The following is a 24,147-nucleotide window of genomic DNA, read 5'->3' on the forward strand; positions in this document are numbered from 1 at the left end:
CCCCCGGCGGGGAAAGTCGCCTCGCACGGGTGGCCTGCCGGCGTCGTCCGCCAGACGTGGGGTGGGGACGGGGTCCGTGGAACACAAGGCGGTGAAACTCCTTCGATTCTCGACACCCAAATGTTCTGGCGACTCGGGACGTGGAATTCGATGCGCGGATTCCGGTGTCGACAGGAATTTAGCGCGTCGACGGGGCACCCGGCGTCGGGCGGTTGCGCCGCGGAGGCAACCAGACGCCCTAGCCCTCGCTCCGGAGTTCCGGCTCCTTTTGCAGGCCCGTCAGGCCGTTCCATGCCAGGTTGACCAGGTGGGCTGCGACTGCGCGCTTGTCGGGCTCGCGGTGGTCGAGCCACCATTGGCCGGTCATGGCCACCATGCCTACCAGCATCTGGGCGTACATCGCGCCGTCGGCGGTGCTGAATCCGCGCCGGGAAAATTCGTCGGCGAGCAGGTCTTCCACACGGTCGGCCACGTGGGAGAGCAACGTGGAGAGGGCGCCTTCGGGCTGGGATGGCGGTGCGTCCCGCATGAGGATCCGGAAGCCGTCGCTCCGCTCTTCGATGTAGCCGAGCAAGGCGAGGGCCGCCTGTTCGACGAGCACGCGTGGTTTGGCTTCGGCGGCGAGGGACTCGTTGATGGCGTCGAGGAGGATCCGGAATTCGAACTCCACGACCCGGGTGTAGAGGCCTTCCTTCGAGCCGAAGTGTTCGTAGATCACCGGCTTGGACACTCCTGCGGCGGCCGCGATTTCGTCGATGGTCGTGGCGTCCAGGCCGCGGGCGGCGAAGAGGCGCCGGCCTATGTCGATGAGCTGGGAGCGACGTTGGGAGCCCGTCATCCGGGCACGGACGACCTGGCCCGCGGGCGGGTGGTTGATCACCCTGGAACCCGCAGCCTGCCGGGGAAGTCCTGTGCTGTTGCTCACCCATCCATCATGCCTTATGTCAAGCGTGAAGCGGCCTCGAAGGGCCTGCCAATAGTGCTGAAAGGGACTCGGGGATGCGCCAAGTCGCGAACACCGCAATGGTCATGGCAAACTAGATTCTTGTGTGTGCGACCCGGTCAACGGGAACCCCGCGGATCCTGCGTCCGCAAGGGTACGTGCGCGCGGTCCGCTCTGGTGTAATGGCAGCACCCCGGCCTTTGGAGCCGTGGAGTATAGGTTCGAATCCTATGGGCGGAACTTGTCGGTGGTCTGCCGGCACCGCCTCTGAAAGCACTGCCTCTCCCGAAGCTGTCCACTGGCTGCGCGGAGGGCTGTGAATCGGCAAGAGTAGGATAGAGCAGATGCCGCAGCCGGGTTCGCCCGGACGTAACCGAGCAAGGAGAGCGACTTCGTGAGCCCCGATACTACTGGCCCCGCCGCTGTAATTGTCCTAGCTGCCGGAGCCGGTACGCGCATGAAGTCGCGGACTCCCAAGATCCTTCACGAAATCGGCGGACGCTCCATGGTGGCGCACGCCATCCTTGCAGCCCGGTCCATCGATCCTCAGCAGCTGGCCCTCGTGGTTCGCCATGAACGGGACTTGGTCGCCGGGCACATCGAATTGATCGATCCCGACGCCGTCATCGTGGACCAGGACGATGTTCCTGGAACCGGACGTGCGGTGGAAGTCGCCCTTGACGCCTTGGACGCGAAAGCCGAACTCAGCGGCACGGTGGTTGTCACGTATGGCGATGTGCCGTTGCTGACCGGTTCCCTTCTCTCCGAGCTGGTCGCCACGCACGAATCCGAAGGCAACGCCGTGACGGTCCTGACCGCGGTCCTCGACGACGCCAATGGTTATGGCCGTATCCTTCGGGCCGAGGACGGCACCGTGCTGGGCATCCGCGAACACAAGGACGCGAGCGACGCCGAGCGCTCCATCCGCGAGGTGAACTCCGGTATCTACGCTTTTGACGCAAAGGTGCTCCGTGAGCAGCTGCACAAAGTGACAACCGACAACATTCAGCGCGAGAAGTACCTCACCGACGTGCTCGGACTGACGCGCGACGCCGGAGGCCGGGTTTCCGCCGTCGTCACCGAGGACCGCTGGCAGGTGGAGGGCGCCAACGACCGCGTCCAGCTCGCCGCCCTCGGGGCCGAACACAACCGCCGCATCGTCGAGGCCTGGATGCGTGCCGGCGTCACGGTCGTCGACCCGGCCACCACGTGGATCGATTCCACCGTGACCCTGGACGAAGACGTCCGCCTCCTGCCCAACACGCAGCTCCACGGCGCCACCACGGTGGCGCGGGACGCCGTCGTCGGCCCCGACACGACCCTCACCGATGTTTCGGTGGGCGAAGGCGCGAAGGTGACCCGCACCCACGGCTCGGGATCCACTATCGGGGCCAAGGCGAGCGTGGGCCCGTTCACTTACCTGCGCCCGGGCACTGTCCTCGGGGAGACCGGCAAGATCGGCGCCTTCTACGAAACCAAGAACGTGACGATCGGCCGCGGTTCGAAGCTGTCCCACCTCGGCTATGCGGGCGACGCCGAGATCGGCGAGGACACCAACATCGGCTGCGGCAACATCACGGCGAACTACGACGGCGAGAAGAAGCACCGCACGGTGATCGGCTCGGGTGTACGGACCGGTTCCAACACCGTCTTCGTGGCCCCCGTAACTATTGGCGACGGTGCATACAGTGGCGCCGGCGCCATCATCCGCAAGGACGTTCCCGCCGGAGCCCTCACCCTGAGCGTCGCTCCGCAACGCAACGCCGAAGGCTGGGTCATCGCCAACCGGCAGGGCAGCAACTCGGCCCGGCTGGCGCAGGCTGCGCAAGCCGCGCATGGTTCCACTGCCACCCCCGATTCCTCAAGTACTCCGGCAACCACAGAAGAGGGCACACAGGCATGAGCGAAATTACCGCACACGGCGAGAAGAAACTAGTTCTCGCCGCCGGACGGGCGCACCCCGAGCTGGCGCAGGAAATCGCCAAGGAGCTGGACACCGAACTCCTGCCTATCGACGCCTACGACTTCGCGAACGGGGAAATCTATGTGCGCTCGGGGGAGAGCGTCCGTGGCACCGATGCGTTCGTCATCCAGGCGCACCCGGCCCCGTTGAACAACTGGCTCATGGAGCAGTTGATCATGATCGATTCCCTGAAGCGCGCTTCGGCGAAGCGGATCACCGTCGTCTCGCCGTTCTACCCGTATGCCCGCCAGGACAAGAAGGGCCGCGGCCGCGAGCCGATTTCGGCCCGCTTGGTGGCGGACCTCTACAAGACCGCCGGCGCGGACCGCATCATGTCCGTGGACCTGCACACGTCCCAGATCCAGGGCTTCTTTGACGGCCCGGTGGATCACCTCATGGCCATCCCGCTGCTTGCCGACTACATCCGCACCAAGGTCGAGGCAGACAACATCACCGTTGTCTCGCCGGACACCGGCCGTGTCCGGGTCGCGGAACAGTGGGCCGAGCGCCTCGGCGGTGCGCCGCTGGCGTTCGTCCACAAGAGCCGCGACCTCACGGTGCCGAACCAGGCTGTCTCGAAGACCGTCGTCGGGCAGATCGAAGGCCGCACCTGCGTCCTGATCGACGACATGATCGATACCGGTGGAACCATCTCCGGCGCTGTCCAGGTCCTCAAGAACGCCGGTGCCAAAGACGTCATCATCGCGTGCACCCACGCTGTGTTCTCCGAGCCCGCGGCGCAGCGACTCGCCGATTCCGGTGCCCGCGAGGTCGTCGTCACCAACACCCTGCCGATTCCGGCCGACAAGCGCTTCCCGCAGCTCACGGTGCTGTCGATCGCGCCGTTGATTGCGCGCGCCATCCGTGAAGTGTTCGACGACGGTTCCGTCACGAGCCTCTTCGACGGCAACGCCTAAGCCCCGCCGGCACCCAACTGACTCGCATTTGTTGTCGTTTTGGGGCCTGATAACGACACCTAATGCGAGTGAGTTGGGCAAAGCCGGGGCCGTTTTCCCTTAGGCGGGACGCGGCTGCTAAACTCTTGGGGATACCTTGGCGAGGGAGAGCACATCCGGGTTAAAACCGGATTGCGGGTCTCCGTTATCGACTGGGTCTGAATCTCCTTCAACGAAGGTGGACTGAACCTGCTGCTCAGCGGCGGGCATTCTGCCGGGCGTGGAAGGTCACCACAGACCTCCGCCCTTGCTGATCGACTTGCCGGCAATTTGCCGGCGCCACAGTAATCAAGGAGTACACATGTCTGAGCAGAAGCTCGCAGCAGAACTGCGCACCGAATTCGGCAAGGGTTTCGCCCGCCGCGCCCGTGCAGCCGGCCAGATCCCGGCCGTCATCTACGGTCACGGCGCTGAGCCCATCCACATCAACCTGCCGGGCCGCGCCACCACCCTGGCCGTCCGCGTGTCCAACGCGCTTTTGGCTCTGGACGTCAACGGCGAAGAGCACCTGGCCCTGGTCAAGGACATCCAGCGCGACCCGATCAAGCAGATCATCGAGCACATCGACCTCCTGACCGTCCGCAAGGGCGAGAAGGTCACCGTGGACGTGGCCGTCCACGTCATTGGCGATGCTGCCATCGGCGCAGTCGCCAACCAGGAAGCCACCACGGTTTCCCTCGAAGCCGAAGCGACGCACCTGCCGACCTTCGTCGAGATCAGCATCGAAGGCCGCAAGGCCGGCGAGCACGTCCACGCCTCGGACATCGTCCTGCCGAGCGGTTCGGCACTGCTCACCGACCCCGAGACCCTCATCATCAACATCTCCGAGGCCACGTCCGAGGCCGAGGAAGAGGCAGCTCCTGCTGCCGAGTAGTCTTTCTGCCTAGTAGTCGGCAGAAGCCTTCGAGAGTGGCCGGGTCCCTGAGGGGTCCCGGCCACTTCTTTTTCATTCCACCCTCCTGATTCCCTAGGATGACTCCATGACAGACACCTGGCTGATCGTAGGCCTTGGCAATCCCGGCGCTGAATACAGCCACAACCGCCACAACGTCGGCCAGATGGTCCTGGACGAACTTGCCTCGCGCATGGGCGGAAGCTTCAAGGCCCACAAAGCCCGGGCCCAGGTGGTCGAGGGCAGGCTCGGGATCGGGGGCCCGCGCGTGGTTTTGGCGAAACCGATGAGCTATATGAATGTCTCCGGGGGACCTGTTTCCGGCCTGGCCCGGTTTTTCGACATTGCACCGGATCACGTGATTGCCGTCCACGACGAAATTGATATTCCCTTCAATACCGTCAAGTTGAAGATCGGCGGCGGAGAGGGCGGCCATAACGGCCTGCGGGATATTTCGAAGGCTTTGGGTACCAAGGACTATTTGCGGGTTCGCGTGGGCGTCGGCAGGCCACCAGGGAGGATGGACACCGCCGACTATGTCCTGAGGGATTTCGGGGCCTCCGAAAAGAAGGAACTTCCGTTTCTTTTGGATGAAGCGGCGGATGCTGTTGAGGTCCTGATGACCGAAGGCTTGCTTGCCGCCCAGCAGAAGTTCCACGCGGTCAAGGCCTGACCCACCCGCTCGGCTCGGCCAGGGAACCCTCCCCGCTAGCTCTCCACACCCGCACGCTCGTCTCGGGCCCCTCGATCGCGTGGGCCGGGGCGACGCGGCCCACGTGCACTCATTTCAGTGGTTAACAAGTACCCTGATCGTTAGTCGCCTGACTAATTGATTCGGACCGGTCGCTATGATACTTTGCAAATCACTGCTGGGGGTGAAGAGGAAATCCCAAGGCAAACGACCCGCTGAACGTCACGTCCGCCAGAGCTGCGAAGGTAGCGTGATCTAAATTGCGAGCAACACCGGAATCAGAAACAGGGCGATCCGCAACGGAGCGGCAGCCACTGGGGGCTGCAGAACGTCGAAAATGGTCGTCGCTGGTCCGGCAGGATCTTCAGAACACGGTTATTGAAGCGCTCGACGAACCGTCTTCGTACGGAGTGGTGGTGGTTGGCGCACCGGGCGTGGGCAAAGCGACCTTTGCCCGTTCGGTGGAGGCCCGGCTCACTCCAAGGACGCACGTACTGCACCTCCATGGCTCCACGGACGTCAACACCCCGTTCGGGGCGCTCGCCCATCTGGTCGCGAGGCTGCCGGCAGAGGCCGCAGATTCCCCCGGCGCGATCATCTACGGCATCTCGCACTTGATCAGTTCGGATGCCGCGGGACGCAAAGTGCTGTTGGTTCTCTCGGAACTTCCTGCGCTGGACAGCATGAGCACAGCCCTCCTGGTGCACTTGTTAATTAGCGGGACCGCAAAAGTCCTCGTCACTGTCCGCCAAGCCACGGACATGCCGGAAGACCTGATCAGGCTTTTGAAAGACGGCCTCCTCGACGAGGTCGAACTTCAGGTCTTTTCCCGCGCGGAAGTTGCCAAATTGCTGGGCGGCGTCCTGGGAAAACGGGTGACCGCAACGGCAGCAAGCGCTTTGCACGCATCCAGTGGTGGAAATCCCTTGGTTCTCCAAGCGATCGTCACCGAGCAGCTCCGCTCAGGCAACCTGCACCTGGCCGGCCAGGTTTGGGCAATGAAAGGCGAAATCCACCTTTCTTCCGCGGAAGTCCTGACAGACCTCGTCCGGTCGCGCCTGGCCCGGGAGAGTCCCGCGGTCCGGGAAGCCCTGGAGCTGCTTGCGCTCATTCGAACCGCCCCGCTCTCCGTACTGTTGGACGTGCTTGAACCTGAAGTGGTTGCGGAGATGGAGTGGTCCGGTTATCTCCGCATCGAACGGTCAGGTGCCCGCCGGGTGGCGCTGCGCGACGAGTACATGGGTGAGGTCATTCGAGGCTGGATGGACCTGCCACGGCGGAATGAACTGCGGCAGCTTGCCGCCGGGGTGATGGGCAGCATTACCCGGGACCTCGACGCCGAGGCGCTCCTGGGCTTTGCCTCTTCGACGCTGAACGTCCGCGAAACACTTGAACCGGCAGTGGCCCTGGCGGCCGCCACCGCGGCAAACAGGCAGTTCGATCCTTGGTTCGCTTTGGAATGCGCCCGGCAGATCGGTCGCGAGGACAAGGAATGGGTGGCTGCAGCCCAGCAACGCTGCGTTTCCCACGTCATTCTGGCCGAGCACGAGGCCGCGGTGGCCGCATTGAAGGACGTGGCGCCCGAGCAGCTCCGGCGCCTTCCGCCGTACGAATATGCGGACTATGTCCAGGAGCTCTGCAGTGCGCTGTTGTGGATTCCAGGCGGGCACCTCCAGATACCCGGCCTCATCGCCGAGGCCCAGGAAGATCTTTCCCGCCGGTCGCAGGAAGCCGGAGCGGATGGTACGGAAATTGAACGGGCATGCGGGATGCTCAGGCTCGCGCGTTTCGAGCTCCAGGTTCATCAGGGAGAGTATGCCGACGTTGCCGAAGCCTTGGAGCAGGAGTACAGGGACGGCCTCGATCTTGAGCAGCGGTTGAGCTGCGGGAGCCTGCTGACCATGGCCTGGGCGGTACTCGGCAGGGAAATGGAGGCCATCGAACTGGCGCGCGAGTTGAAGCACAAGATACAGCGCGCCAAAGCCCGCCCGCGGTTGCACAACTGGTTGTCCGAAGGCTTGTTCGCCGCACTCCTCTGCAGCGGACAGTGGGAAGAACTAGCACGGATGCTGACGGCTACCCTCGATCAGCAGCCAAAGAACATCCACTACCTTGGCGGCGCCGCCGAACTCGCACTGGGTGTTTCCTACACCTATGCCGGACGGGCCTCAGTTGCGATCGACACCCTGCTGGGGGCCCAGGCGCAATTGGAGATCAGGCGCAACTACTATGGACCCGTCCTGGCCTATTCCGCGCTCGCCTTTGCCTACGCCCAGGCCGGCGATGTCAAGGAATCCCGGACTTTCCTCGAGTTGGCCGAAAAAGGACAAGGCGAAACGGCGTGGTTCCCCGCGTGGATGGCCGAATTCTGCGTCAAGATGGCACGACGCTGGTTGAAGGATCCCGGGGCGAAACAGAGCCTCATCGAGTCGGCCAACCGTGACTTGGCGAAGGGGCGGATCACCACGGCATCCATCAGCCTCTTCGGCGCCACCGTCCACGGCACCGAGGAAGAGTTGTTGCTCCTGGAGCAGGTTTCGTCCCGCCGCCAAGGCAAGATGGCCGCGGTGAACCGGATGGTGGCGGAGGGAAGCCGCAAGAAGGACCCGAAGACGCTGCTTCTCGCAGCGTCCGTTGCCCAGGAACTGAGCCTGGATGCGGTGGAGTCCCGTTGTGCCGTCCTGGCCCTGGACATCGCCCGGGAAGCCGGCGATTCAGCGTCCGCCAGGCTGGCCCAGCAGCGGCTGGACCGGCTGGTCGGTACCGTGCCTGTGCTGCCCCTGGCCCCGCACACTTTCGGACCCGAACTGACCGAAAGGGAGCGTCAGGTTGCAAAGATGGCCAGTCAAGGGTTGAGTAACAAAGAGGTAGCCAACCAGTTGCAAGTTTCCGTCCGCACAGTAGAAGGCCACCTGTACCAAATCTTCACCAAAATGGGCATCTCATCGAGGAGCGAGCTTGAAGGAACCGCGCAGTCATGACAACGCTGCGGCGGTGCATGGCCATGCCGGAGAAGGCGACGCAAGACCGCCCGAACCGTGGATCGACTATGGGCATTTGCTTCCTGGAATTGCGGCAGCAATCCGTGCGGACGATTGTTCGGCCGTCTTCATCGTGGGTGATTCCGGTCTCGGCGCGTCATCGCTCCTGGCCCAGGTAGGCAACGTCTTCGGCGGGGACCTTGCGGTAGTCCCGATTCACGGGAGTCCCTCATTGTCCGCTGTCCCGTATGGGGTGCTGGCTCCGTTTCTTTCCCACCTCTCCCTTGCCGACATATCCTCCAGGGTCGCTGTGTTGCGCTCACTTTGGGATCACCTCGAGGGCATCCGCGTCGGTACCGGACCGGCTTTGCTGCTCGTCGATGACGCGCACTACCTGGACGATGCAACCTGCGCGATGCTGACGGAGCTTGTTCAGGCAGGATGGGCCAAAATCGTGGCCGCATGCGTTCCGCGGCCGGGAGTTCCGGGCCCGCTCCTGCGCTTGTGGCACGAAGGAACTGCCGAGTGGTTCGACCTGGAGCCCCTGACAGCAGAGCAGGGCCACGAATTGTGCGAGGCCCTCTTGGGGGGAATCGTCCTGAACAGCACAAGCCATGGGTTCTGGACCGAGGCAGGGGGTAACACCCTGCTTCTGAAGACCCTTGTGCGCGAAGCCGAGAGCTCGGGAACCCTCGTCCAGAGGCACGGGGTGTGGCTCAAGGCAGCCGCAACGCCTGTGCACACGGTGAAGCTCGAGGCTGTCGTCAAACTCCAGCTGATGCGTATTTCGGCCGCCGGCAGGGAAGCTTTGAACTTGATTGCCTTGGCGGAACCGGTGGACGAGACGTTGATTACCGTCGTGGCCGGAGAAACGGCCGTGCAGGAGTTGGTGGACCAGCATTTGATCAAGCCCGGGGGCAATGGGTTGCCAACGCTTCGGCTCGTCAATCCGGTCTACGGAGAGGTGCTTCGCAGCATCGTCCCGGCAGCGCAGAGCCTTCAACTGCACCGGCAGCTGATCTCGCGCATGGATGTCTTGGAGGACAACCCGGATTCCTTGCTGAGGATGGTGACGTGGTCACTGGATTGCGGGGCGGATGTGCCCGATCGTCTCCTGATCCGGGCGGCTGTCCTTTCGGCGAGGCTCCTGCAGAGCGAGTCGGCGTTGCGCATGGCGACAGCGGTACGGGACCCGCAGTGGCAATCGATTGCCGAGGTGGTCTTGGCCAGGTCGTATTTCAATCTCGGCCGCCGGGACGAGGCCGCGACAGTCCTGGCACAAGGAACAGTCGACGCCGGCGCCTCCAACGTAGTTTCCGACAGCCTTCTTCGCGCGGTCACGCGGGCCGCCGTCGGGCAGTCCGCTTCCTTGATCCGGGCAGAAGGCGAGGCCCTGCGCGAATGGGGCGGACAGCAGCCCGGACTCGAGGGCCAGCGCTCGCCGGACGCGAAAGCCGCAGTGCCGCTCGCCGTCACCGTGATCGGGCTGCTGGCCGGCTCCGTGGACGGCGACTACCGGAGGATGGGCCCCGAACTGGAACGCGTGCTCCTCCAGACGGGAACCGTGGACGGCTCTTTGCCTCCGCTGTTCAAGGCCCTGGCGCTGGCCATGAAGTCCGAAATGCTCTGCGCGCTCGGCTGCGGGCGCCAGGCAAAGCAGTTGGTCCTCGAGGCCGCCGCTCTGGCCCAGCCCCAGGAGAACGACGTCTTCTTCGTCCCGGAGTTCATCTCCGCCCGCCTCGTCATTTGCGCCTTGGCCGTGGGCGACTGGGCGGAAGCGCAAAAGCTCCTCGACAGGTACTACGAAACATCGGGCGTCTCGATGGCGTCCTTCGGCGGTGCGGCCTACGTGGTTGCCGGGTACATCGCCATCAGGCAAGGAAAATCCAGCGACGCCTTGCCGTTGCTGACTGCGGGCCTCGAAGCCCTGAGGGACAGCGATCCGCAGAATCTCTTCGGACTGTGTGCCGCCATGGCTTTCTACACGGCAGCCGGCGCGGGCTTGCCTGAAGCCGAACGGTTCCAGGCGGACTACAAGGGCTGGGGACAACACAGCACCCACCTTCTCGCGGCACAGGCAACGAGTTTTTTCGACGCCGCGCTCGAACTCCTCAACGCTGATGGCTCCGGCGTGGAAGCGTTGCAGCTCAACGCCGACAACGCGGCGAAGGAAAATGCCACATACCTTGAACTTCATGCCCTGGAGCTCGCGCTTGCCCTGGGAGACGCGAGCAGGCTGGAGCGGTTTTGTGAAACCGCAGCCGCCACCGAAGGCGAATGGGCGCAAGCGCTCGCGGAATACGGGCTCGCACTCAATTTCGGGGGTGCCGCGCGGTACCTCGCCGCAGCGGAGAAGCTGGAGGCTGCCACCATCTATCACCTGGCCGCCAAGGCCTATGGTTTGGCGCTGGGAGCATCGGACCGGGGCCACACCAAGGAGCTCAGCGCGGCGGCCCGCGCGGGGCTGGCGCGCTGCAACGAAGAACTGGGACACGGCAGGGAAGAAACGCCGCACGACTCCATGGCTCCGAAGCTGACCAGGAGGGAATGGGACATCGTCAACCTGGCGGTCCAGGGCCTCAGCGACCGGCAGATCGCAGACACGCTCCTCATCTCCGTGCGCACCGTCGAGGGACATCTGTACCGGTGCTATTCGAAATTGGGGATCACCGGCAGGGACGAACTCGCGGGGGCTGCCGCCGTCGCGCAGGGAGCGTCGGGCACAAACTGAAGCCGGGAGAGGCAGCAGGGCAGTAGTAGCGTACTGTCGGTTCGAGCCGCAGCCACTGCCGCCGACGAGTACCCGCCGCCCGGGGCAGGGGTACTCACACCCGCATACGAGTATCCGGGGACATGAAAGTCGAGTACTCACTACTGGTGTAGGCCTGACGGCTAGCTGGTTAATTGGGGGGTGTCACCACTCGATCACTGGGGGTCTCGCTCATGTTGACAGCAGGCAGTGCATCTACGGTCCATGCCCCTCGGTCCGGGGGCGGATCCCGGTACCAGGCGTTCGACGCGCCCGCGGCTCCGAACCAACATGACGGAGCCGAAGGCAAGCCGGTCATTCCGACCCTCTGGCCGCCGATCGGGCCCCGGGCCGATGTTGAGGACATTGCGCTGGCACTCGCGGCCTCCAAAGGTGGAGTGCTCGTCACAGGCCCGTCGGGGAGCGGCAAGAGCTACTTGACTACTCGTGCGGTGAACGAACTACGCGGGCGCTCATTCGTCGTCGTCATCCGCGGCAGCGCAGCGTTGGCCAGATCGCCCTACGGCGCCCTCAACATCCTTTTGAGCGATCTTGACCCGGGATACCTGGCCCATCCCGTCCTGGTGTTGTCGGCACTCACCAATTTGCTTCGTGAGCGCGCCGAGGGAAAACCGGTGTACCTGGTCATTGAAAACGCGGCCGAGCTTGACGAGCTGGCGGCCATGACGGTTGCCCAACTCGCGAGGAACGGCACGGCCCAGCTTGTCCTCACCTGCACCGACCCGCAGAGGCTCTGCGGCGAGATCACGCGGCTTTGCGGCGATGGGTTCCTGCACCGGATAGACCTCAAAGCACTGACTTTCCATGAATCGCATGCCTGGCTCGAGGCCGGGCTGGGAGCCCAGGTCTCGCCGTCCGGCGCCCATGCCTTGTGGACGGCCAGCGGGGGCAACCCCCACTACCTCAAGATGCTCGCGGCGGAGCTCGGCGAGTCTGGTTCGCTCCTGAAAAGCGACGGCGTCTGGGTCCTGACGTCCCGGAGCGAACTGCACGGCAGGGCAATCACCGATCTCATCACCACACGGCTTGGGCGGATGGGGGCCGGTGAGCGCAAAGTCCTGGAGATCCTTTCCCTGGCCAGGGCCGTCCCCCTGGAATCCCTGCTGGCCATCGCATCGGCGGATGATGTGGATTCACTTGAGAAAAGGAGCATCCTCGTCGTCGACGATTCGCTGCCCAGGATGGCTCACCTGCAGAGCCAGCTGGTGGGTGACGTGGTCCGCGCGAATGTTCCACCCGGCCGCAGCAACGAACTCCGCGGCTTGCTCCTGGAGTCCATGGATCCGGCCCTCGGGCAGCGCTCGATGTTGCTGTCCATGGCCGCGTGGGCATTGGACTGCGGAGCCACGTTGGGAAGGGAAGAAGCGCTTGAAGCTGCCGCAGTGGCGAATCGGCAACTTGATGCGCGGCTGGCCCTCCGCCTGGTCCGGAGCATTCCAGGCCACTCCACGTTGCCCGGGGCAGTAGCCGAGGAAACCCGTGCGTTGATGACACTCGGCGACGTCGCCGGGGCCCGGGACGTGCTGAGGGCTCGCGTTGGTGGGTCCGGTGACGAAGCCCCCCTTGCCGAATGGGTCCGGCTCAAGCTGTCGGAGGCTTCGGTTCTTCTGGCACTCCCCGAAACCACGGCGCAAGCGTGCGAGACCTTGGCGCATGTCCGTCGACGGCTCGACGACGAAGCGGCCAGAACCGCAAACGGCCCGGGCCTCGCCACACTGCGGGAGGAGCTTGTCCTGGCCGAATCGCAGGCGGCCAGCTATTCGGGTTCGTACGCCGAGATGGCGGCACGACTGGAAGAGGTACTTCAAGACTTTGAATCGCACGGCACGGAGTTCCGCCTCCTCGCCGGAAGCTGGCTGTGCGAGGCATGGGCCCTGACGGGACGGCAATCCGAGGCGGCGGACATGGCAGAACAGCTGATGGCTGACTGCCATGATCCGTCCGTATCCGTCGCCGCAGCCCGACGCGCCACATCGCGGCTGCGGTTCGCCTTCGTACTCGCCGGACGCTGGGACATAGAAGGGGAAATGGTCCAGCCCGGGGATGACCTCCTGGTTTCCGCCGCCGAGGCCCTCCCGACTGCCATCGATCTTCCCAAAGCGATCTTCCGGTGCATCCAGGGCCGTGGCCAAGACGGCCTGGAAGCGCTTATTCCGGTGATCAGCCAGCTGCGGGTCCAGGACAATGAAGGCATGCTGGATGTCGCCTGCACGGCGGCGGCCTACGCCTCCGCCTTGCAAGGCGGGCAAGAGCAGGCCCGGCATTACCTCAAGGAAGCATCCATCCAGCTGCGCAGGCCGACGTGGCGGAAGGAACGGACGAAGAGGTACCTCGCGGCTATGGCCCGGGATCGAATCGACGGCCCGGAGGCCGCCGTCGGGGAGCTCCTCCGCTTGGCCGACGCCGACCGGGACGAGGGTGCCCCGGGTCACGAGATCTTTTGCCTCAGTTCGGCCGTTCGGCTGGGCGCGGTGGCAGCCGCTCCGCGGCTGTTGGACTCGGCCCTGCGGTGCCAGGGACAGTTCGCCGAACTGTGCGTCGCGTACGCACGGGCCACAATATCCGGAAGTGCCGAGCTTCTTCTCGAGGCCGCGCGGTTGGCCGAAGACATGCAGAACGACAGGTTCGCCTTCGATATCGCGGAGACCGTGTTGCATCTTGACCACATCCAGTTGGACAAGGCGGTCCTGAGGAAGGCGCGGCAGCTCGCGGAGACGTGCCGGCAGCGCTTGCGCACACCGCAAAGCGGCAACCAAGAAGGACTCAGGCTCACTGCCCGCGAGTTGGAGATCGCCCGGTTGGCGGCGAACCGGGAGAGCAACAAAGGCATCGCCGCGAAGCTCCATGTTTCAGTACGCACGGTGGAGGGGCACCTCTACCAGATCTTCGGCAAGCTGAAAATCGTGGAACGCTCCGAGCTCAGCTTCGCCTTGGGCAACGTCGAAGGAGGTGCGAAATGACTGAGGTTCTCGCAGCAGATGCGCTCGTTGGTCGATTCAGCGTGATGGCAGCCGTCGTGGACTGCCTTCTCGATGCCAATGGCCCCGGGGTCCTGCTTTTCGGCGACGCGGGTATCGGCAAGACCGCACTGATTAACGAAGTGGTCCATGAATTGGGGCAGCGTGTCCGCCCTTTCAGGGTCTTTGCCGGTCCCACCCTGGCCTCGGTGCCGTTTGCTGCCTTGGCACCCTTGCTGACGGCCTTGACCCCCGGCCAGATCAATGAACCGTTGTCCGTCCTCAGGGCTGTGGTGGCGGCATTGAACCCGGCAGGCCAGCCGCATCCGGCACCAGCCGTCCTGATCGTGGAGGACGCGCACCACATCGACGACAGCAGCGTGGCTGTCCTGGCACAGCTGGCGGCAGCGGAAGCCGCCAAAGTCGTGTTCTTGTGCCGGCCGTATCCTGCCCCGCCAGCCGAGGTTTTCTCGATGTGGTCCGAAGGGCTCGTGGACCGGTTCGACCTGCAGCCACTCAATGAGCAGGAAGTCAACCAACTTTGCACCCAGGCATTGGATGCGCCAGTGGTGCAGGGCACCAGCGCGGTCCTCTGCAAGTACTCCGGCGGAAACCCGATGTTCCTGCTGGAACTCATCGAGCACGCCAAGTCGCTGGGCCAGTTGGTGTGCCGCAACGATGCCTGGATGCTTTCGGGCGAGCTTCGGGGGACCAGCGTGCGCCTCATGGACCTCGTGCGGAACCAGATCCTGATGCTGGGAGCCGCGCAGCGGGAAACCCTGGAAACGGTGGCACTCGCGGAGCCGGTCCCGCTGAGCGTCGTGCAACAGGCCAGCGACTCCACGGCTGTGGACGAACTGCAGGAGCTGCATTTCATCGAGATCGCATCAGACCCCGCCCGGCATGTCCGGCTGGCCCAGCCGCTGGTGGGCGAAGTGATCCGCCAGCTGGTCCCGACCGCCCACAGCATGACCATCCGGCGGCGCATCGTGGACCTCATGGATGCCAAACCGCAGACCATGGACGGACTGCTGCGCTATGTCTCCTGGGGATTGGAATCGGGCACCGAGGTCCCGGACTCCGACATCCTGGAAGCAGCCCAGCTGGCCAACCGCTTGTTCATCCCCAGCTACGTGGAACGGGTAGCCGGCGCAATCAAGGATCCTTCCCTGCGGCTGGCAGCCCAGGTGGAGGTGGCACGCGCCAAATGGTACCGGGGCGACATCAGGGGATCGGTGTCCTCGCTCGCCGGAGTGGTGGACAGGACAAATGACCCGCGGACGGTCCGTCAGGCATCGATGTTGGCGGCCCAGCTTGCCGGACGTCAAGGCGTCGGGCCGAACGCCATCAAACAGGCAGCATACGAATGGGAGGCAGCCCTGGCCCGGCTCGCCGAATCCCGTCAAGGCATCGACCCTGATGAACTGGAACGCGGGAAGCTGGGAAGCCGGCTCCTCTCCTTGGAAGGCCTCCAAGCCGAAGGCCACTACATCGAGACGGAGCGTGAGCTCCGCCAGATCTGGAAAGAAGCGGACGACGACGAGTCCCGCCTCGTGTCGGGTACCCTCCTCGCAGAGGCCATGGCGGTCACGGGACGGCCGGTTTCGGCCATCCAGATTCTGATGGAGATACAGGAGATGGTCGCCACCAGCGGCGACTGGAGCCTCCAGTACGCGGGGATGGTGATGCGCCGCTACATCCTTGCCCTGCAACAGGCCGGTGAGTTCGGCGCTCTTGAAACCTTTCTCAAGAACCACGTTTCCCAAGCACCGAACTCCCTGATCTATTCAGGCGGGATGTTCCACCTGGCTGCAGGAATGGTTGACCTGCGCCGGGGAGACCTGGGGGTGGCGCTGCCAAGGCTTCGGCAGGCGGTCAGCATGCTGCGGGTCTCCGATATGGGAAGCGACCTGCCCGACGCCGTTGCTGCCGCCGCGTACGCGGCGTCGATCCTGAAGCGCCGGGACACTGCGATGACGTACTCAAGCGAATACGACGCGTTGGTCCGGGAAGGCGTGCATCCGTCGCTCCTGGCGCAAGGCCATGCGGCCGTAGCGCGGGCCGAACATACCGGAACGCAAACGGCGATCGCGAGACTGATGGCCCTTGCGGACTCCGCGGCTGCGGACGGAGCGATCGGCGCTGAGATCGACATCCTGATGTTGGTCCTTCGGCTCGGAGACCCTGGTGTGGCACGCCGGCTGACGGCCGTAGCGGAAGGCAGCGAAGGCCGCACTGCGGAGTTTGCCCTGAGCGTCGGGCTTGCCCTCGCGCACAAGGACGCGGACCGCCTGATTGAGCTGAGCGACTCGGCAGCCAGGGACGGCTTGGAGCTCGCCGCAGCCGACTGCGCCAGCCACGCCCTGCGCATCCTTGAAAGCAGGGGCGACAAGGCACGCCAGCTCGAGGGCCAGCGGCTCCTCAAGCGCCGCACGGCCGCCCTCGACAAGGCCGGTCCGGCCGTTGACGGGGGCTCCCCGGATCTCCAGAAACTGACCCGGCGCGAACAGGAAATCGCAACGCTGGTGCAGTCGGGATCGAGCAACAAGGACATTGCGCTGAGCTTGGGCCTGTCATTGCGCACCGTTGAGGGTCACCTGTATCGAATGTTCGCCAAGCTGGGCATCAGCCACCGGGAAGACTTGATGAACGGCGCCCACGGCACGCAGGGCCAGGGCTAGCCGCGGGCGCAACTGGCCTGGCCCCGGCGATGGGTGAGCGCTTCCCCGAAGTCTCCTTCCGCCGTCGTCCGCTGCGGTAAAGGGCCCGAGGCCCAAAAGCGAGTACTGAATCGAGTGGTTAAAAGCGCTCGGACGGGTAGTCAATGGCCTCGGAAGGGACCGCGCATCCAAAGACGGGTAGAGCCCACTCGCGCCCGCCCTAGGGGTTCGTTAATACGCTTTTCCTGATGGCAACCGCCACTCAATTGGGGATAAGTGGGTCTCGAGATGAAACGCAGGAAGAATTCTTTGCTACAGGAAAACCACCCGGTAATCCAGCGAGAAATCAACTCCAATGCAACCGGGCGCACGCACTCGGCGGGTACCCCCACAATCGAGCCGGCGGCGGGCGGTCATGTGCCCTCTGAGACCAGGGCACGTCCCGTTTCGTCGCCGGCTTTCTTTCACACTGGAGACAACAGGCACCGGGAGGTCGACTGACCATGGCACCGAACACGAAGGTAAAGACCCTCAAGGCAGAGCCCAGCGGGAGCTCGCAGTCCTTGCACACACAGGCGCCGGCATGGCCGGAGGGCGCAGGAACACGGGCAACCACGCAGGACCAGGCTTTTACTTTCGACGTGGCGATCGTGGGCATGGGCTACGTCGGCCTGCCCACCGCACTGGCGATCAACGCCTCGGGCCGGCGTGTTCTTGGCCTCGACGTGTCCGACGCCCGCCTGGCCGTGATCCGCGAGCAACGGGCAGATCTCCTGGACTCGGACAAGGAGCGGCTCAGGAACGCGTTGCTGGACCCGACCTTCATGCTGAGCAGCGACTTGTCGTTGCTTGCCCGCGCGGCGGCAGTGGTTGTCTGCGTTCCCACTCCCGTGGACGAGTACTTGGTTCCGGACCTTGGCATTCTCCGGTCCGCGTGCGCTTCGGTGGTCGATTTCGCGACCACCGGCCAGTTGCTGATGCTGACCTCGACAACGTACGTAGGATCCACCCGGGACCTTCTGGCTTTGCCCTTGGCTGCCAGGGGACTCATTCCGGGGCGTGATGTGTTCGTGGCCTTCTCGCCCGAGCGCATCAACCCCGGCGTGGACTCGTTCTCCCACGAAGACGTCCCGCGGGTAGTCGGCGGCGTGACCCCGGCCTGCGGCGAAGTCGCCCAACGGCTTCTGAGCGCCAGCACCAAGCTGGTTCACGTGGTGCCGTCGGCGGACGTTGCCGAAATGACCAAGCTGGTGGAAAACACCTTCAGGGCCGTCAACATCGCCTTGGCGAACGAGTTCGCCGACATCTGCCACGAACTCAACATGGAGGTGATGGACGTCATCGATGCGGCTTCCACCAAGCCCTACGGATTCATGGCGTTCACCCCTGGTCCCGGAGTCGGCGGGCACTGCATACCGTGCGACCCCCACTACTTGCTGTGGCAATTGCGCAAAGCCCGCTTGACGGCCCCCGTGATCGAACAAGCAATGGCCGGCATTGCGGGCAGGCCGCACCAGGTGGTCGAGAAGGCCCGGCGAATCCTCTCCGACCGCAACCACGGTGTTGCCGGTGCCCGCGTCATGGTCCTCGGGGTTGCGTACAAGCCCGACGTCGAAGATCTCCGGGAATCCCCGGCGTTGGAGATCATCGCCGCCCTGATCGCCGACGGTGCGGAAGTGGCATTCTCCGACCCTTGGTGCCGGACAGCTCCGGACGGTCACGGCGGGACACTCGAGTCCGAGCAATCGCCGGAGGACTGGGGTGCGGATCTGGTGATCCTGCACACGAGGCACAGCCAGATGCAACTTGACTGGCTGGCCGAAGCACCCGCAGTCCTGGACACGACGTACCGCTTGCCCAAAGCCGACAACGTAACCCGACTCTAGATCCACCAGGTTTTCCGACGGAAGCAGGAGTAATGAAAACAGCAATAACCGGCGGTGCCGGGTTCATAGGAAGCCACCTCGTTGAGCACTTGTTGGCGGCAGGGGACGAAGTCGCCGTGCTGGACAACTTGTCCACCGGACGCTTGGAGAACCTCAAAGGCGTCATCGGCCACAGGAACTTCCATTTCATCGAGGGAACCATTCTCGACCGCGACGCGGTGGACAAAGTCGTGGCGGGTTCCGACAGGGTCTTCCACCTGGCCGCCGCGGTTGGCGTGAACCTGATTGTCGACCACCCGTTGGAGAGCCTCCGCACGAACATCCATGGCACCGAAGTGGTCCTGGACTCGGTCCTGGAATCGGGTGCCTCGCTGCTGCTGGCCTCCACAAGCGAGATCTATGGCAAGAACACCTCGGACAGCCTCTCGGAGGAAGCGGACCGCATCCTGGGGTCTGCGCTCAAATCCCGGTGGACCTACGCCGCGGCCAAAGGCATTGACGAAGCATTCGCCCACGCATACTGGCGCCAATTCGGCTTGCCGGTTGCCATTGTGAGGCTCTTCAACACAGTCGGTCCGCGGCAGACGGGCCGCTACGGAATGGTTGTTCCACGACTGGTCCGCCAGGCGCTCGCCGGTGAGCCCCTGACGGTCTATGGAGACGGCCACCAGACGAGGTGCTTCTCCTACGTCGGCGACATCGTTCCGGCCATCGTCCGCATTTCCGAGGAGCCGCTTGCCTACGGAAATGCCTACAACCTCGGCGGCAGCTACGAGATTTCCATCCTGACGCTGGCCCAAAGGATAGTCGAACTCCTCGGCAGCGACAGCGCCATCACCTTGGTGCCCTATGAGCAGGCGTATTCGGAAGGCTACGAAGACATGCGCCGGCGGGTTCCGGACAACAGCAAGTCCCTCGGGCTTGTCGGCTTCGACCCGAAGACCACCTTGGATGAAATCATCCGCAACGTCGCAGCCGACTACAAGCCGGCAAAAGTCCTGGATCCCGCGGGATGGAAGATCACCCTCGCATCGTGATGCGTGGGCAATGAAGCCGCCGACCGTGCGGCGTCATTCAACTGAAGTCGTTCAACTGAAGAAGCAGCACAAAAGGAAAGGCTGAGTGCAAATGCAACGTGTTTGGGGGGCGTCCTTGTCTCAACCTCGCCACAGGGCCCAACGTTTGAGCCCTGCCGGAAAACCGCGTTGGCTCGCCGGCGTTCTGAGCGTCTTGATGTCAGCGTCTGTTTTCGGGATAGCGATACCGGCCGCGCACGCGGCGCCGAACACCATTATCACCCTGACGTTCGACGACGCCAACGCGGACCAGATCCCCGCCGCGGCCATCCTCAAAAGCAACGGGCTCAAAGGGACGTTTTTTACGCCGTCCGGCTTCCTCAACGCTCCGAACTACATGACGACGCAGGAAGCGCTGGCGTTGCAGGCGGACGGCAACGAGATAGGCGGCCACACCGTCACCCACCCGGACCTGGCCCAGATGGGTCCGGACGAGGTCAAACGCCAGATCTGCAATGACCGGGTCAATCTCACCAACATGGGATTCACCGTCACCAACTTCGCGTACCCCTTCGCGTCCCTCACCCCGGCGGTGGAGAGCACTGTTGCGGCCTGCGGATACAACAGCGCCCGCGGGCTCGGAGACCTTGAAAGCGTTGTGCCCGGGAGCGCTGGACTTGGATTCGCTGAGACCCTTCCTCCCGCCGATCCCTATGACACGAAGGCCCCGGACGAAGTGGACAACACCTGGACCTTGGCCGACCTGAAGAACCTGGTCACCAAGGCCGAGCCGGGCGGCGGCTGGGTCCAGGTGACGTTCCACCACATCGGCACCGGCATTGATCCAACGTCGGGAATCGCTGATCCGCTGACGGTATCCACCACGCTCTTCACCCAGTATGTACAGTGGCTGGCCGCGGAGAAGGCCGCCGGGCGGATCGCCGTCCAAACAGTGCAAGAGACACTGGGCGGCGCGTTCAAGCCGGTTGTCGCGGGGCCGGCCGCACCGCCTCCCGTTACCGCGGGGAACCTCGTCAAGAACGCCAGCATGGAAACCGCCGGGCCGGTGGCCTCTGGACTGCCGCAGTGCTGGGCCCAAGGCAGCTATGGCAGCCACACCGCGACCTTCACTACCGCGACTCCAGGCCATGGAGGCACCACCGGGACGCACGCCGAGCAGCTGGTGATGTCCGCCTATGTCAGCGGGGACGCCAAGCTCTTGCCTACCCTCGACCTGGGCGAGTGCGCACCGAGTGCTACCCCCGGCCACACCTACGAGATGAAGGCCTGGTATACCTCGACGACCACCACCCAATTCGAACTGTATTACCGCACCGGGCTGGGCACCTGGACGTATTGGACCGCCAGCCCGTATTTCCCGGCATCCACTTCCTGGGCCCATGCCACCTGGACCTCGCCGGCACTTCCCGCCGGTGCCTCGGCCATCAGTTTGGGCTTGAACCTGCTCGGCAACGGAACGCTGACCACGGATGATTTCGAACTCTATGACAGTGCAGGCATCAAGCATTTCACGGACGTCACTCCTACCGCGGCCTTCTATGACGAGATCAGTTGGCTGTCGAACAATTTGATTTCGCAGGGTTGGCCGGATAATACCTACCGTCCCCTCACGTCAATCACCCGCGATGCGATGGCCGCGTTCCTTTACCGGTTCTCCGGAAGCCCTGCGGTGCCGGCCAACGCTCCCACGTTCTCCGACGTTCCTCCCGGCGCTCCGTTCTACAACGAGATCCGGTGGCTGGCTTCAACAGGGATCACGAAAGGCTACCCGGACGGAACCTACCACCCTGGTGAAGCCGTCAGCCGGGCCGCGATGGCCGCCTTCCTCTACCGCCTCAAGGGCAGTCCGGCCGTGCCGGCGAACGCACCGACCTTCTCCGATGTACCGGCAGTCGCTCCGTTCTACAACGAGATCCGGTGGTTGGCGTCCACAGGCATCACCACCGGCTTCCCGGATGGCACGTACAGGCCAACCACGGCGATCAACCGCGACGCCATGGCTGCTTTCCTGTATCGCTACAACATCGATTTCCCGAAAGGCTGACGGCGGCTCGTCCTGAGGGACGGCGGGCGGGGATTTGCCAGGCAATTTCCGGTGAACCCCCACCCAAGGCCACGTACACTGCGAGAAGCACCCGAGAAAGGCCTCTAGGGGAGTGAATGGTGAATACGGCGAAATCGACGGTCAAGCGTTGGAAACGCCCAGCCGTCTGCTGTGCATTTTTCCTGGCCCTGCTGACGGCAGCCTGCACAGGACCAAGCCCGGCACCGAGTCCGAGCCAATCAGCCGGCCGATATCCCTGGCACACCGGGATTGTGTCCACGACGTTTTGGGTCGGCGAGATCTTTGATCCCAATGCTGCGGACGGCAGCCAAGTGGTTTCGACCTACGACTCCCAATGGATGCAGAGCTACGGAGGCTGTGATGGCGTGGTGACGAACGGCTGCCAGACCGAGGCGAGAACGCCGGCCAAAGGATATGCGCCAACCAGCATGACTCCGAAACAGAACCCGTTCTACCTCGATCTTCCTTTTGACGACGTCAACGATCCCGTCGCTTTTGCGGAACGGGCCAGCGTCATCCCCTGGGCCAACGACCCTGGTTTCGCGGGCAACGCCCAGAACCGTTCCTTCAGCTACATGAAGAACCAATGGGTCAGGATCCGGCTGGGCAACCGCGAATGCTATGGACAGATCGAAGATGCCGGTCCGGGCCAGTATCACGACAAGGACTACGTTTTTGGTTCGAATGATGCGCGTCCGGCCAACAAGAACTTCAACGGAGCCGGCATGGATGTCTCACCTGCGCTTAACGGGTGCCTCGGTTTCTCCGAGCTCGATGGCGAGTCGGACAAAGTCGACTGGCAGTTCGTGCCGCGGGACCAGGTTCCGGCGGGACCATGGCTCAACATCGTCACGGTAAGCCAAGTGAAGTAGGCCGCGCCGTCCAAGCAATCCGATACAAGCAGTCCCTCGAAAACTGGAGGTATCCATGCAGTGGCTCAAGAAGCTGTTCCAGCACGGCAATGGCCGGCACCTCGCCCGGCCGGCCGAGGCCAAGAACCAGGGCAGGGCGGAACGTCCAGGCCCCGCATGATCCCTGGTCGACCGGCTTGCCGGCCTACCGCCTGAGTGGTCGATCCGCCTACCGGTTGATCTGCGGGGTCACGGCAGTTTGGCGCGGAATCCCGCCCCCAACACATCGGAGAAGCGTTGGGTGCCTTGATCGACGCCGCTGCAAACGTGGCTGGCCGTGTCCTCCGGCATGTCCTGCGGGCACGACATGTCCCGGTTGAGGGACCACATGGACACTCTTTGAACCCCTTTGCTGATGGCGAAGGAGTTCAATCCCCGGGCGGCGTCGAGGTCAAACACTTCGCCAGGGAGGTCGTTCCGGCCGATCATGGGGGTCAATCCCATTTTTCCCCAGATCTGCTCGCTGTTGAGGGTCGTCCCTGCGCGCTGATAGATGATGCTGAGCTGATCGTGGGTGGACTGGGCCGCCGACGTTCCGGCATCGAGCATGCTTTGCGACGGACTCCGGCTTGAACCGTAGTTCATGGTCATGATGTTGACGCCGGACAGCTGGACCCCGGCGGCGAGCATCTGGTCAACGGCCGAGGTTCCGGCGTCGGTCAGTCCTTGTGGGGTGACCGGAAGGGTCAGCCAAATTGACAGGGCGTGTCCTTCCTTGATCCGCTCCTTCTGGAGGGCCGCGATCGCTGACGCGCGGCGCTGCCATGCTGCGCTGTCCGCCAGGTTGTCGCCCTCGATGTCGAAGTCGATGGTTGCGGGGTTGTAGCGCTCCAGGACGGCCCGGTAGGCCCTTTCCAAATCTGCTGCGTTCTGGCAGGAGTTGGCGAGCTCGCTGTTCACTGAGCCGCCAAAGGACACGGCGAAGGCGCCGCCATTCGACCGCAGCTTGGCGATCCGGTCCTCGAGCTTGAGCGAGGTCTTCGCCGCATCGAGGCTGTAGGTGCTACCCCAACTCGGTGTGCACGCCTGTCCAGACAATGCCACCACAAACGCCAGGGTGACATTCTTGGTGCCCTCGCCCGCGGGTGTCTCGAAGGGGTACTGGGGGACCACGGTGACGTCGACGTAGCCGGAAAACCACGGGGGCTCGAGGGAGCCGTTTGCGTCGGTCGTAAACCGCCACACGAGGATGCCTCCCATCCCCACCACCACAAGGACCGCGGCAATGCAGGCCCGGGCGAAAGCCGACAGCCGGCGGCGGGGTCCATTGGCCGGGGTGGGCAAGCCACGAACCGCCCGCCGGGCGCGCGCCCCGGCCGCAACACGCGTGCCGCTTGCCTGTTTCCTGGACACGCTCTCCCGCCATCCTTAACCCCGACTGCCCTGATTGCACCATTTGACCACGAACAGATCGGATTCGCCCCTGCTCCCACCC

14 protein-coding genes and 1 tRNA gene are annotated in these 24,147 nt (G+C 64.0%); 13 read left to right on the plus strand and 2 right to left on the minus strand.

Annotated elements, in window-relative coordinates; translation table 11 throughout:
• Positions 1 to 238: 238 nt before the first annotated feature.
• The gene (locus OIT41_RS06030; RefSeq protein WP_413542312.1) at positions 239 to 925 is read right to left on the minus strand and encodes a TetR/AcrR family transcriptional regulator; all 687 of its coding nucleotides are present in this window, start codon (positions 923 to 925) and stop codon (positions 239 to 241) included.
• 186 nt (positions 926 to 1,111) lie between these two features.
• Between OIT41_RS06030 and OIT41_RS06035 the strand changes: the two genes are divergently transcribed.
• The 13 genes from OIT41_RS06035 (at position 1,112) to OIT41_RS06095 (ending at position 22,673) form a co-directional block, all read left to right on the plus strand.
• Positions 1,112 to 1,183, plus strand: a tRNA-Gln gene (locus OIT41_RS06035).
• Between the two features lie 154 nt (positions 1,184 to 1,337).
• Positions 1,338 to 2,846, plus strand: a complete 1,509-nt coding sequence (glmU, locus tag OIT41_RS06040) for a bifunctional UDP-N-acetylglucosamine diphosphorylase/glucosamine-1-phosphate N-acetyltransferase GlmU (RefSeq protein ID WP_078105901.1) — start codon at positions 1,338 to 1,340, stop codon at positions 2,844 to 2,846.
• Positions 2,843 to 3,823: a ribose-phosphate diphosphokinase gene (locus OIT41_RS06045; protein ID WP_078105900.1), complete on the plus strand. Its 981-nt coding sequence runs from the start codon at positions 2,843 to 2,845 to the stop codon at positions 3,821 to 3,823. Before glmU ends, OIT41_RS06045 begins: the two co-directional genes overlap by 4 nt.
• 340 nt (positions 3,824 to 4,163) lie before the next feature.
• Positions 4,164 to 4,736, plus strand: a complete 573-nt coding sequence (locus tag OIT41_RS06050; protein WP_241707981.1) for a 50S ribosomal protein L25/general stress protein Ctc — start codon at positions 4,164 to 4,166, stop codon at positions 4,734 to 4,736.
• 106 nt (positions 4,737 to 4,842) lie between these two features.
• Positions 4,843 to 5,427 (plus strand): aminoacyl-tRNA hydrolase, encoded by a 585-nt coding sequence (gene pth / locus OIT41_RS06055; RefSeq protein ID WP_264637575.1) that lies wholly within the window; start codon positions 4,843 to 4,845, stop codon positions 5,425 to 5,427.
• A gap of 434 nt (positions 5,428 to 5,861) precedes the next feature.
• On the plus strand, positions 5,862 to 8,426 hold the full coding sequence (locus OIT41_RS06060) for a helix-turn-helix transcriptional regulator (RefSeq protein ID WP_264637576.1): 2,565 nt from the start codon (positions 5,862 to 5,864) through the stop codon (positions 8,424 to 8,426).
• A complete protein-coding gene (locus OIT41_RS06065; RefSeq protein WP_264637577.1) occupies positions 8,404 to 11,157 on the plus strand; it encodes a LuxR C-terminal-related transcriptional regulator in 2,754 nt (917 codons plus the stop codon). Before OIT41_RS06060 ends, OIT41_RS06065 begins: the two co-directional genes overlap by 23 nt.
• A gap of 212 nt (positions 11,158 to 11,369) precedes the next feature.
• Positions 11,370 to 14,156, plus strand: coding sequence for a helix-turn-helix transcriptional regulator (locus OIT41_RS06070; protein WP_264637578.1), 2,787 nt, complete (start codon positions 11,370 to 11,372; stop codon positions 14,154 to 14,156).
• Entirely contained in the window at positions 14,153 to 16,834 is a 2,682-nt protein-coding gene (locus OIT41_RS06075) for a helix-turn-helix transcriptional regulator (RefSeq protein WP_264637579.1), read from the plus strand. Before OIT41_RS06070 ends, OIT41_RS06075 begins: the two co-directional genes overlap by 4 nt.
• A 482-nt stretch (positions 16,835 to 17,316) precedes the next feature.
• Positions 17,317 to 18,699 carry a nucleotide sugar dehydrogenase gene (locus tag OIT41_RS06080; protein WP_264637580.1) on the plus strand — a complete coding sequence of 461 codons (1,383 nt, stop codon included), beginning with the start codon at positions 17,317 to 17,319 and terminating at the stop codon, positions 18,697 to 18,699.
• 32 nt (positions 18,700 to 18,731) lie between these two features.
• Entirely contained in the window at positions 18,732 to 19,736 is a 1,005-nt protein-coding gene (locus OIT41_RS06085; protein WP_078105892.1) for a dTDP-glucose 4,6-dehydratase, read from the plus strand.
• 196 nt (positions 19,737 to 19,932) lie between these two features.
• Positions 19,933 to 21,780 carry an S-layer homology domain-containing protein gene (locus OIT41_RS06090; RefSeq protein WP_264637581.1) on the plus strand — a complete coding sequence of 616 codons (1,848 nt, stop codon included), beginning with the start codon at positions 19,933 to 19,935 and terminating at the stop codon, positions 21,778 to 21,780.
• Between the two features lie 449 nt (positions 21,781 to 22,229).
• On the plus strand, positions 22,230 to 22,673 hold the full coding sequence (locus OIT41_RS06095; protein WP_241707973.1) for a hypothetical protein: 444 nt from the start codon (positions 22,230 to 22,232) through the stop codon (positions 22,671 to 22,673).
• A 228-nt stretch (positions 22,674 to 22,901) separates the two neighbouring features.
• Here OIT41_RS06095 and OIT41_RS06100 read toward each other — a convergent pair whose 3' ends face one another.
• The gene (locus OIT41_RS06100; protein WP_241707972.1) at positions 22,902 to 24,065 is read right to left on the minus strand and encodes a chitinase; all 1,164 of its coding nucleotides are present in this window, start codon (positions 24,063 to 24,065) and stop codon (positions 22,902 to 22,904) included.
• Between the last annotated feature and the right edge of the window lie 82 nt (positions 24,066 to 24,147).

The organism is Arthrobacter sp. YA7-1, assembly GCF_025960325.1.
Lineage (GTDB): Bacteria > Actinomycetota > Actinomycetes > Actinomycetales > Micrococcaceae > Arthrobacter > Arthrobacter bambusae_A.